At 54.5% G+C, this 11,883-nt stretch carries 11 protein-coding genes; 9 read left to right on the top strand and 2 right to left on the bottom strand.

Annotated elements, in window-relative coordinates; translation table 11 throughout:
• Window positions 1-56 precede the first annotated feature (56 nt).
• The gene (locus ACQKLP_RS25515; RefSeq protein WP_126247713.1) at window positions 57-398 is read right to left on the bottom strand and encodes a DNA-directed RNA polymerase subunit omega; all 342 of its coding nucleotides are present in this window, start codon (window positions 396-398) and stop codon (window positions 57-59) included.
• Window positions 367-1,200 (bottom strand): outer membrane protein assembly factor BamD, encoded by an 834-nt coding sequence (locus ACQKLP_RS25510; protein WP_427325953.1) that lies wholly within the window; start codon window positions 1,198-1,200, stop codon window positions 367-369. The genes ACQKLP_RS25515 and ACQKLP_RS25510 overlap by 32 nt, the downstream gene beginning before the upstream one ends.
• A gap of 308 nt (window positions 1,201-1,508) precedes the next feature.
• On the opposite strand from ACQKLP_RS25510, the gene mraZ reads away from it, so the two are divergent.
• From mraZ to murG, 9 genes are all read left to right on the top strand, one after another.
• Entirely contained in the window at window positions 1,509-1,979 is a 471-nt protein-coding gene (gene mraZ / locus ACQKLP_RS25505) for a division/cell wall cluster transcriptional repressor MraZ (RefSeq protein WP_341841350.1), read from the top strand.
• Between the two features lie 11 nt (window positions 1,980-1,990).
• Complete coding sequence (gene rsmH / locus ACQKLP_RS25500; RefSeq protein WP_427325951.1) at window positions 1,991-2,899, top strand: 16S rRNA (cytosine(1402)-N(4))-methyltransferase RsmH; 909 nt, start codon at window positions 1,991-1,993, stop codon at window positions 2,897-2,899.
• A gap of 76 nt (window positions 2,900-2,975) precedes the next feature.
• Window positions 2,976-3,350: an FtsL-like putative cell division protein gene (locus tag ACQKLP_RS25495; protein ID WP_427325949.1), complete on the top strand. Its 375-nt coding sequence runs from the start codon at window positions 2,976-2,978 to the stop codon at window positions 3,348-3,350.
• A gap of 34 nt (window positions 3,351-3,384) precedes the next feature.
• Window positions 3,385-5,487, top strand: coding sequence for a penicillin-binding protein (locus tag ACQKLP_RS25490; protein WP_427325947.1), 2,103 nt, complete (start codon window positions 3,385-3,387; stop codon window positions 5,485-5,487).
• 9 nt (window positions 5,488-5,496) lie between these two features.
• Window positions 5,497-6,963, top strand: a complete 1,467-nt coding sequence (locus tag ACQKLP_RS25485) for a UDP-N-acetylmuramoyl-L-alanyl-D-glutamate--2,6-diaminopimelate ligase (protein WP_427325946.1) — start codon at window positions 5,497-5,499, stop codon at window positions 6,961-6,963.
• Window positions 6,964-6,981: 18 nt separating this feature from the next.
• Entirely contained in the window at window positions 6,982-8,229 is a 1,248-nt protein-coding gene (mraY, locus tag ACQKLP_RS25480; protein ID WP_427325945.1) for a phospho-N-acetylmuramoyl-pentapeptide-transferase, read from the top strand.
• A gap of 5 nt (window positions 8,230-8,234) precedes the next feature.
• Complete coding sequence (gene murD, locus ACQKLP_RS25475; RefSeq protein WP_427325944.1) at window positions 8,235-9,578, top strand: UDP-N-acetylmuramoyl-L-alanine--D-glutamate ligase; 1,344 nt, start codon at window positions 8,235-8,237, stop codon at window positions 9,576-9,578.
• Between the two features lie 18 nt (window positions 9,579-9,596).
• A complete protein-coding gene (locus ACQKLP_RS25470; protein ID WP_427325942.1) occupies window positions 9,597-10,763 on the top strand; it encodes an FtsW/RodA/SpoVE family cell cycle protein in 1,167 nt (388 codons plus the stop codon).
• Window positions 10,764-10,784: 21 nt separating this feature from the next.
• The gene (murG, locus tag ACQKLP_RS25465; RefSeq protein WP_427325941.1) at window positions 10,785-11,879 is read left to right on the top strand and encodes an undecaprenyldiphospho-muramoylpentapeptide beta-N-acetylglucosaminyltransferase; all 1,095 of its coding nucleotides are present in this window, start codon (window positions 10,785-10,787) and stop codon (window positions 11,877-11,879) included.
• Window positions 11,880-11,883: the final 4 nt, after the last annotated feature.

The raw sequence follows: 11,883 nt of genomic DNA, 5'->3' as shown, positions 1-11,883 counted from the left end.
AACAACGATATTCTGCCGCTATGAAATTAGTATTTTTCACAAATACAACGAAAGGATCAGGAATACAGATCGTCGTCGTTTTTGCGGAAATAGATCTTATTGTCCAGGAATTCCTGGGTAGCCTGAATAGCGGAATTCGCCATTCTTTCGTAGAAACGGGAGATTTCGATCTGCTCTTTGTTCTCGTGCACTTCTTCCAGGTTATCCGTGTGGGAGGCGAACTCTTCCAGTTTGGAGTGGAGCTCTTCCTTCACGGTAATATTGATCTGGTTTGCCCTTTTGGCAATAATGGCAATGGATTCGTACAGATTACCGGTTCTGTTTTTGATATCGGTCGTGTTTTTAGTCTCAACCCAGGGGTTCAGGCTACTGGACAGACTCCGTTTTATTTTGCTCATTTTCCAGCGTTTTAATGTTATTTTTTGCTAAGGTAAAGTATTTTTCGGCATCCCCGCGCAATTTACTGGAGGGATAGCGGTCATTGAACTCGAGATATTCGTTTACGACGGTCTCGAAGCGCTCTTTCTGGCGGAAGTGTACGCTGTTCTTGGCATAGTTGTAATATGCCTTGATAGCCATATACTTATAGCTGTCGCTCCGCTCGGAGTCCGGGTAAGCGCGCATGAGGCTTTTGAAGGCCACGCCGGATGCTTTGAAGTGCCCGAGGTTGTAATACAGCTCGGCGGCGTTGAAATCTTTCTGTTCCAGTTTCCGGCGGAGGAGGTCGATCACGACGGAGGCCTCGGTGGATTTGTCGGACTGGGGATAGGTGTTGATGAAGGTCTGCATGGCTGCGATGGCCTTCATGGTATTGGTCTGGTCGAGCGCTACCTTGGGGGAGAGCTTATAATAGCAATAGGCTTGCTGATAGTCGATCTCCATGGCCCGGGGGCTGGACGGCAGGGCGTCCAGGTAATTCTTGAAATGGAAGGCGGCCTGGGTGTAATCTTTCAGGTAGAAAGAACAGTAGGCGTATTTATAGTACAGCGGCTCGAATTTGTCAGTGCCTTTGAATACGGGGATCATTTCCTCATATAAGGTCTGGGCCATCTGGTACTTCTTCTTCTCGTACATTTTATCGGCGTACGCTAACTTCTTGTCCAGGTCATTGCTTTTTTCAATGCGCCTGAGTTCCCGGTTACAGGAAGCAGCAGCGAGCGTAAGGGCCACAAGGCCAGCTAGTAAGAAAATTTTCCTCATAAAAAAGAATCGCAAAGGTACGAATTAAAAGCAAAATCCGGACTTGACATAATGGAGGGCCGTTAAAAATTTGCAAAAAAGCGGATTTCCGTCCCACGGCGCGTTTTCAACACCAAAACCCTGGTTATAAACATTTTTTCCACACATCCTCAACTTTATCCACAACCCACCCTTCCCCACGCACCTCAAACCTGTGCCTGCAGGCACAAACCTCGTGTGGAAAAAATATAGAATACATTTTTTCGGTTAAAAGTGGGAAAAAGTGTTATTTTGTGTTAGAAAATGGAAATCAGGTACTAAAACGAAGCATGACGGGCTTTTTAGGAGAATATGAATCAACGCTGGACGCAAAAGGGCGTTTCCTGCTCCCTGCCGGGTTTAAACGGCAGCTGCCGGAAGACGCAGGGGCCCAGTTTGTGCTGAACCGCGGCTTCGAGAAGTGCCTGACTTTGTACCCGATGAGTGAGTGGACGCCTATCCAGGAGAAAATTGCCAAGTTGAACGATTTTGATCCGAAAGTTAGGGAATTCCGCCGCTATTTTCTGAATGGTGCGACCATTGTGGAGCTGGACAGTGCAGGCCGCCTCAACATCCCGAAGAACCTTGCTGTACATGCGGGGCTGGACAAAGACATCGTCCTGGCCGCAGCCAACAACAAGATCGAGATCTGGGACAAGGCCAAATACCAGGAGTTCTTTGATAATTTTTCACCGGAAGCCTTCAGCAATCTGGCCCAACAGGTCATGTCGCCCGACGGTAGCAATATTCCCGGGTTGTAAAAACGGTACGTATGGAAGCAGGTTTCTATCATCAGCCCGTCCTTCTCCAGGAAGTGATCGAGCATATGCAGATCCGGCCAGACGGCCTGTATATCGACGCCACTTTCGGCGGCGGCGGCCATTCCCGCGCGATCCTTTCGCAGCTGGGGCCGCAGGGCCGGCTGGTGGTGTTCGACCAGGACGAAGACGCCTACCGCAATCGCATCCCGGACGAGCGGGTCACGTTCGTCCGCGAGAATTTCCGGCACCTGGAGCGTTTCTGCAAGCTGCATAAAGCGCTGGGCGCCGATGGCATCCTCGCCGACCTCGGGGTTTCCAGTTACCAGTTCGATACGGCGGAGAGGGGTTTCTCCACGCGGTTCGACGGGGCGCTGGACATGCGGATGGACAACCGCGCGAAGCTGACCGCCGCAGACGTGCTCACCACTTATTCCGAGCATCACCTGCACCAGTTGTTCCAGGATTACGGCGAAGTGACCAATTCGCGCACGCTGGCCAAAACGATCGTGACGCTCCGGAAAGCACATCCGCTGCGGACCATCGGGGAGTTCAAATCGCTCATCCAGCCCATCGTGAAAGGCAATCCGGCCAAATACCTCGCACAGGTATTCCAGGCGCTGCGGATCGAGGTGAACGACGAGCTGGGGGCACTGAAAGACCTCCTCTCCCAGTCTACCGCCGTGCTCAAACCCGGTGGCCGGCTGTCGATCATCACCTTCCATTCGCTGGAAGACCGGCTGGTGAAGAACTTTATGAAGACCGGCAGTTTCGAGACGGTGGAAGATAATCCGTACAGTTTCGAAACCCCGCCGAAAGTGTTCAGCCTGGTCACGAAGAAGCCGGTCACGGCCGGCGCCACCGAGTTGAAAGAGAACCCCAGAAGCCGGAGCGCAAAGCTGCGGGTCGCGGAGAAACGCTAAAGTTGTTACTTCCATCCTATCATCCCCTTTTACCGAATATACTGTCAGCATCATCAATCGCTAAACACGTAAAGGTTTGCAGGAAGAAGTAAAAGACATATCAGCGGAAATACCGCAGGAGAGCACCCCGGCAACGCCGCGGCGGGAATGGCGGCTGCGGATCAATTACCGGATGATCACGGAAAACCTCCCTTTCATCCTCTTCCTCGCCGTAGTGGCATTGGTATACATCGCCAATAATCACCTCGCCGAGAAGAAGGTCATCCGGATCAACCGGCTCAGCCGCGAGATCAAGGAACTGAAATGGGAATACCTGAGCGTGAAAAGCGAACTGATGTTCAGAAGCAAACTCAGTGAAGTGAGCAAAGCCGTGGAGCCCCTCGGCCTCAAAGAACTCAGCACCCCGCCCCAACGGATCGAACCGAAGGCGAAAACCGACAACGAGCAATAGGAAATTCACACCGATACTGATTCTAACCCGGCAAATGGAGATTAAAAAAGACATATTATGGCGGTCGTATCTGTGCCTCATCGGCATGGGCATCTTCGCGGTCGCCATCGTCGGACGGGTAGTTTTCCTCCAGCAGGTGGAAGGCAACTACTGGCGCAACATGTCCGACAGCCTCCACACCGCTTATATGGACCTCGACGCCGACCGCGGCACCATCTATTCCGAAGAGGGCCGCATGCTGTCTACCTCCATCCCCTATTTCGATATCCGCATCGACTTCAAAGCCGACGGCCTGCAGGATAAAAAGAAAACGATTTTCAAGGATAACGTCGACTCCCTTTCCCGCGCACTCGCCAACCTGTTCATGGACCGCTCCGCGGCCGACTATAAAAAGATATTGCAGGAAGGCTATAAAGAAAAGGACCGTTACTTCCTCCTCAAGCGCGATATCCGTTTCGACCAGTACCAGCAGCTCCGCACCTTCCCCATGTTCCGCCTCGGGCGCAACAAGGGCGGCCTCATCGTTGAGACCAAGAACAAACGGATCAATCCCTTCAAACTGCTCGCCAACCGCACCATCGGCCTCGCCCGCACCAACTCGCAGAACGTAGGCCTGGAAAATACCTACGACGCATATCTCAGCGGCGTGACCGGGAAGCGCCTCATGCGCAGGATCGCCGGCGGCACGTATATGCCGGTGGAAGGGTACGACATCGAGCCGGAAAACGGGAAAGACGTCATCACCACCCTCGACGTGAACATGCAGGACATAGTGGAAACGGCGCTCATGCGGATGATGGTCCAGAACGAATGCGTGCACGGCACCGCCATCCTCATGGAAGTGAAAACCGGCAAGATCAAGGCCATCGCCAACCTCGGCCGCCAACCCGACGGCACCTACTGGGAAGATATGAACCACGCCATCCAGAAAGGGGAACCCGGTTCCACCTTCAAACTGGCCACCATGATCGCCCTGCTGGAAGACGGATACATCACGCCGAACACGATGGTAGACCTTAATTATGGCCGCTGGCCCATCAACCGCCGCATCGTGTACGACTCCGAACCGCACCACCTCACCAACGTAACCGTCAAACGCGCATTCGAGCGCAGCTCGAACGTAGGGATGGCCAAGCTGGTATATCAATATTATGCGAAGAAGCCGAACGAATTCTCGGCCCGCCTCCGCAAACTGCACCTGGACGAGCTCACTGGCATCGACCTTCTCGGCGAAGGCAAACCGATGATCAAGACCACGGCCAACAAAAGCTGGAGCGCCACCACCCTTCCGTGGATGGCGTTCGGTTATGAAGTGACGCAAACGCCCATGCATACCGCCATGCTGTACAACGCGGTAGCCAACGGCGGCAGAATGATGAAGCCTTACCTGGTGAACAGCATCCAGGAATATGGGCAACCGGTGAAAAACTTCGAGCCGGTGATCGTGGCAGACAGCATCTGTTCGGCCAAAACACTGAACGCGCTGCACGAAATGCTCGAAGGCGTGGTACTGAACGGTACCGCCGCCAAACTGCAAACGCCCTACTACCGCTTCGCCGGCAAAACCGGCACCGCTCTCATCGCGGACGGCAAGCGGGGCTATGCCGACAAGATTTACCAATCGTCTTTCGCGGGATATTTCCCGGCAGACGATCCGCAATACACCTGCGTGGTAGTGATCCGGAACAAGCCCCATGCCGCCAAATTCTATGGCGGCACCGTGGCTGGACCGGTTTTCCGCGAAGTGGCCGACAAGCTCTACGCCCTGGCCGTGAAGAAACCTCGTTACCTCGCGGGCAACGGCGGGCTGGATTCCATGATGGCCATGAAAGGCGGGAAAGGCAGTGAATGGAAAAGCGTAGCCGCCACCCTGGGCCTCCCTTACTCCGGCAACCTCTCCAGCAGCAACTGGGTGACGGCAGACGTGAAAGGGAACAAACTGGCCTTCGAGCCGGTGAAACAACAAAGCGGCACCGTTCCCGATGTTAAGGGAATGGGCCTCAAAGACGCATTGTACCTGCTGGAAAACGCAGGGCTGCGCGTGGTGATCCGCGGCGCCGGGAAAGTGACCAGCCAGTCGCTCCCCGGAGGCGCCAACATCGGAAAAGAACAAACGATCATAATAGAACTGAGCTGATACTGAATTATGAAGACGTTGCGGGACATATTATACCAGGTGCAGATCCTGGACGTGCAGGGCAATAACGACATTGCCGTGCAGGCGCTGCATATCGACTCCCGCCAGGTGAAACCGGGCGACGTGTTCATCGCTATCCGCGGAGTAGCGGCCGACGGCCATGCCTACATCCCGAAAGCGGTGGCGCAGGGCGCTGCTGCCGTGATCTGCGAGGAAATGCCGGAAGTGACCGCCGCCAACGTTTGCTACGTGCGCGTCAGCAACAGCCACCAGGCGGCAGGTATCATGGCCGGCAATTTTTACGACAACCCGTCGCGCAAGCTGCGGCTCGTCGGCGTTACGGGCACCAACGGCAAAACCACCGTGGCCACGCTCCTGTTCCGTTTGTACACGGCCATGGGGCATCATTGCGGTTTGCTGTCGACCGTGCAGAACCAGATCGGCGAGCGCATCGTTCCGGCAACGCATACCACGCCCGATCCCATCAACCTGAACGCCCTGCTGGCAGACATGGTGAACGAGGGATGCGATTACGCCTTCATGGAAGTTAGCTCCCACGCCATCCACCAGCAACGCATCGCGGGACTGCAATTCGCGGGCGGCATCTTTACGAACATCACGCACGACCATCTTGATTACCACAAGACGTTCGACGAATATATCCGGGTGAAGAAATCGTTTTTCGACAACCTTCCCGCCTCTGCTTTCGCCCTCACGAACCTGGACGACAAGCGGGGCAACGTGATGCTGCAGAATACGAAGGCCCGCAAAGCCACGTACAGCCTGCGTACCATGGCCGAGTTCAAGGGAAAGATCCTCGAAAACAACCTCACCGGGCTGGTGATGCAGATCGGCGCCAAAGACGTGCACTTCCGGCTGATCGGCGAATTCAACGCCTACAACCTCCTGGCCGTGTTCGGCGCCGCCGTGCTGATGGGAGACGATAAAGACACCGTGCTGGCCGTGCTCAGCAACCTGAACGGCGCGGAAGGACGGTTCGATTACGTCGTTTCCAAAAACGAACGCATCATCGGCATCGTGGACTATGCCCATACGCCGGATGCACTCATCAACGTGCTCGCCACCATCAAAAACCTCCGCCAGGGCCATGAGCAGATCATTACCGTGGTAGGTTGCGGCGGCGACCGCGATACGACGAAACGCCCGATCATGGGAGAAGTGGCCGCAGAACATTCGGACAAAGCCATTTTCACGTCGGACAATCCGCGGTCGGAAGACCCCGCGGCCATCATCAAAGAAATGGAAGCCGGCGTGAGCGTGGCCCAGCGCAAGAAAACGCTGTCGATCACCGACCGCCACGAAGCCATCAAAACCGCCGTGAGCCTCGCGAAGCCGGAAGATATCATCCTCATCGCGGGCAAAGGGCACGAAAAATACCAGGAGATCCAGGGCGTGAAGCACCCCTTCGACGATAAGCAGGTGCTGCGCGAGATCCTGGAAATGTTTGACAAATAGAAGATCACGACCAATTATATGTTATACTATCTGTTCACTTATCTTAAAAACGAGTTCAACTACACCGGTACCGGCATGTGGCAGTTCATCACGTTCCGGATCACCATGGCGTTGTTGCTCTCGCTCGTGATCTCGCTGCTCCTGGGCAAGCGCATCGTGAAATACCTGCAACGCAAGCAGATCGGGGAAACCATCCGCGACCTGGGCCTGGCGGGCGAACAGACCAAAAAAGGCACTCCCACCATGGGCGGCCTCATCATCCTCTCGGCTATGGTGATCCCCACCCTGCTGTTTGCAAGGGTGATGAACGTATACATCCTCCTGATCCTGCTCTGCACCGTTTGGCTGGGGCTCATCGGGTTTATCGACGATTACATTAAAGTATTCAAGAAAAATAAGGAAGGGCTCGCGGGAAGATTCAAGATCCTCGGCCAGGTAGGCCTCGGCATCATCGTAGGCACCACCCTGTATTTCAATGAAAACGTGGTGATGAGCCGCGAGATCATGGACGGCAAGAAACTGGCGCCTTACGAAAAAGTGGTGAGCAACGAACGCGTAACGCCCGACGGGCACCGCTTCGTGGACGTAAAAACCCCCATCACCACCATCCCCTTCGTAAAAAACCACGAGTTCAACTACAGCAAACTGATCTCCTGGATCCCCGGTGCGGAGAAATTCACTTTCGTGATCTACATCCTCATCGTGATCCTCATCATCACCGCCGTTTCCAACGGGGCGAACCTGACGGACGGGTTAGATGGCCTGGCGACGGGCGTCTCGGCCGTGATCGGGGTCTGCTTCGGCATATTCGCCTATGTGAGCGGCAACATCCAGTTCGCGGAATACCTGAATATCATGTACATCCCGCACCTCGGCGAGCTGTCGATCTTCATCGCCGCGTTCGTGGGGGCCTGTGTCGGGTTCCTCTGGTACAACGCTTACCCCGCCCAGGTGTTCATGGGCGATACGGGGAGCCTGGCGCTGGGGGGCATCATCGCCTCGCTGGCCATTATCGTCAGGAAAGAATTATTACTGCCCATCATCTGCGGCGTTTTCTTCGTGGAAAGCCTCAGCGTGATGATCCAGGTGGCTTATTTCAAGTATACGAAGAAGAAATACGGTGAAGGAAGGCGTGTGTTCCTCATGAGCCCGCTCCACCATCACTACCAGAAGCTCGGATATCATGAAAGCAAGATCGCCGTGCGCTTCTGGATCGTGACGATCATCTGCGTCGTATTCGCCATCGCCACACTGAAAATGAGATAGTCAACATGAAGAAACTCGTCATACTCGGAGCCGGAGAAAGCGGCATTGGTGCGGCCCTGCTGGGTAAAAAGCAGGGATACGAGGTATTCGTGTCTGACGGCGGCGCCATCAAAGACCTGTACAAGCAGGAACTGGCGGTGAACGGCATTCCGTTCGAAGAAGGACATCATTCGTGGGACGTGATCCTGGGAGCCGACGAGATCGTGAAATCGCCCGGCATCCCCGAGAAGTCGGAGCTGATGAAGAAGGTCCGCGAGCGCGGGGTTTCCGTGATCTCCGAGATCGAATTCGCCTGGCGGTTCAGCAAGGATACGAGCAAAGTGATCGCCATCACCGGCAGCAACGGCAAAAGCACCACCACCGCCCTCACCCACTGGATATTCAAGACGGCAGGCCTCAACGCCGCGCTGGTCGGGAACATCGGGGTGAGCTACGCCAAACAGGTGGCTACCGAACCGGCCGATTATTATGTGGTGGAAGTGAGCAGCTTTCAGCTGGACGATATCGTGGATTTCAAACCGAACGTGGCCATTCTCCTCAATATCACGCCCGATCACCTCGACCGGTACGAGTACAAAATGGAGAATTACGTGGAAAGCAAGTTCCGCATCGCCATGAACCAGACCAAGGAAGATTATTTTATTTATTGTATAGACGACCCGGTGATCCGGGAACATTTAGCCAAGAAACCCATTTATTCTACAACAATACCTTTTAGCATTATGGAACAATTGAAAGAAGGTGGATTCATAGCGAACGACCAGCTGAACATTCAGGTGAAAGAAGACGAACCGGTAATTATGTCGATGTACGATCTGGCATTAAAAGGTAAGCATAATTTGTATAATTCAATGGCAGCAGGGATTGCAGGCCGCACGATGGATATCCGGAAAGAAAAGATCCGGGAAAGCCTCAGCACGTTCTCCAGCCTGGAGCACAGGATGGAATACGTAACCACCGTGCGCGGAGTGGATTTTATCAACGACAGTAAAGCCACGAACGTCAATAGCGTATGGTTCGCCCTCGAAAGCATGGAACGCCCCGTGATCCTCATCATGGGCGGTGTGGACAAGGGGAACGACTATAGCGCCATCCGCGAACTGGTCCGCGAAAAAGTAAAAGCGATCGTTTGCCTGGGGGTCGACAATCGCCCCATTCACGAATCCCTGTCCAAAGACATGGAAGTGATGGTGAACACCGATAACATGAAAGACGCCGTGGCCCAGGCCTTCAACCTGGCCAGCAAAGGCGATGTGGTATTACTCTCGCCTGCATGCGCAAGCTTCGACCTCTTCAAGAATTATGAAGAAAGAGGCCGCGCCTTCAAGGATGCGGTGAGGGAACTCTAACAACAAAAACGGAACAACGTGAACAACTTGCTTCAAAAGACGAAAGGCGACAAGGTGATATGGACGATCGTGTTCTTCCTGTCTGCGGTAAGCTTGTTGGCAGTGTACAGTTCCACAGGCTCTTTGGCATACCGCGTTTACAGCGGCCATACGGAATACTACCTGTTCAAACAGCTGTCGGTACTCATTCTCGGGATCCTCATCATTTACTTCGCCCACCGGGTGAATTATACGATTTACTCCCGGGTGGCGCAGATCGGGTTCCTTTTATCGATCCCCCTGCTCATGTACACACTCGCATTCGGTTCTAACCTGAACGATGCGAGCCGATGGATCAAGCTTCCGGTCATCAACCTGACGTTCCAGACTTCCGACATCGCGAAGCTGGCATTGTTCATGTACGTGGCGCGGCAGCTGTCGAAAAAGCAGGGTGTGATCGATGATTTCAAGAAGGGGTTCCTTCCGATCATTCTGCCGGTTGTCGTGATTTGCGGGCTTATCATGCCAGCGAACATGTCTACCGCCCTGCTGCTCGGCGCCAGCTGCATGCTGCTCTGCTTCATCGGCCGTGTGCCGTTGAAATACCTGGCAGGCATGATCGCAGCGGGATTGGTGCTGGTGGTGCTGATGTTCGGGATCGCCAAGCTCACAGGTATGGAAGGCCGTACCAAAACATGGATGAGCCGCATCGAGAGCTTTACATCTGCGGAAACGCATGAAGAGCCCTACCAGGTGCAGCAGGCGAAGATCGGGATCGTAAACGGCGGATTGCTCGGGAAAGGGCCCGGAAACAGTACGGCAAGAAATTTTCTTCCGCACCCGTATTCCGATTTTATTTTTGCGATAATTCTTGAAGAGTATGGTATCTTTGGCGCCTTTTTGGTGATGGCCGCTTACCTCATTTTACTCCTCAGAAGTATCCGGATTTTTAAAAATTGTCCGTACGCCTTCGGCGCATTCCTGGCCCTGGGCCTGAGTGTGACGCTGGTAATTCAGGCGCTGATGCATATGGCGGTGAACGTGAACCTGTTACCCGTAACGGGGTTAACGCTGCCGCTGGTGAGTATGGGAGGATCGTCGGTAATATTTACCAGTCTTTCCATCGGCATCATCCTCAGCGTATCGCGGCATGTGGAAGAAGCAGAAAACAAACAGGCGGTAGCTGCGCAGGCAGTGGCCGCATAATCATATAAAACCGAATTGTATTTGGCACACAAGATCATCATAGCAGGCGGCGGGACCGGGGGGCACATCTTCCCCGCGATCGCTATCGCCAACGCCATCCGCAAGATCGAAGCGGATGCGGAGATCCTGTTCGTGGGCGCCAAAGGCAAAATGGAAATGGAAAAGGTACCCCAGGCCGGGTATCCCATCGAAGGGCTGGAGATCGCCGGTTTCAACCGCAGCAATATTTTCAAGAATATCCTGCTGCCGTTCAAACTGCTTAAATCCCTCCGCCAGGCGCGCACCATCCTCCAGCGATTCCAACCCGATGCCGTGGTGGGCGTAGGCGGGTACGCGTCGTTCCCCATCCTGCGGAAAGCGCAGAAAATGGGCATCCCCACCCTCATCCAGGAACAGAATTCCTATGCGGGCAAAAGCAATAAAATCCTCGGCAGGAAAGCCAACGTCATCTGCGTGGGCTACGAAGGAATGGAATCCTTCTTCCCGGCCGATAAAATATTATATACCGGCAACCCCGTGCGCGGGTCCATCACGCAAAGCGCCGTCACCAAAGACGAAGCCATGCGCCACTTCGGCCTCATGATGGGCAAGCCCACAGTATTTGCAGTAGGCGGAAGTCTGGGAGCCAAGTCCATCAACGACGCCCTCCTGCCCCGCCTCGCGGATTTCGTGAATAAAGACGTACAGCTCATCTGGCAAACCGGGAAGCTGTATTATGACACCGCCAAATCCGCCGCGGCGCAATATTCCAGCCACGTGAAAGTCTTCGACTTCATCAATGTCATGGACTTCGCGTACAAAGCGGCCGACGCCGTCATCTCCCGCGCGGGCGCCCTCGCCATCGCGGAGCTCTGCGTAGCGCAGAAACCCGTGATCTTCGTGCCCTACCCGTTTGCGGCCGAAGACCACCAAACCAAAAACGCGGAGAGCCTCGTGCACAAAAACGCCGCACTGCTCATCCCCGACGCCGAAGCCGGCGCCAAACTGGCCAACGAAGCCCTGAGCCTCGTGCAAAACAAGGCGCTCATGCAGCAACTTGAATCGAACATCGCCCCCCTGGGCAACAAAAACGCAGATATGACCATCGCCCGCGCAGTGCTCGGGCTGATAAAATAACAGG

It is taken from the genome of Chitinophaga sp. NPDC101104, from assembly GCF_050277495.1.
Classification (GTDB): Bacteria; Bacteroidota; Bacteroidia; order Chitinophagales; family Chitinophagaceae; genus Chitinophaga.
Note: the sequence above shows the minus strand (reverse complement) of the source record. Positions and strands in the feature narration are given on the sequence as shown.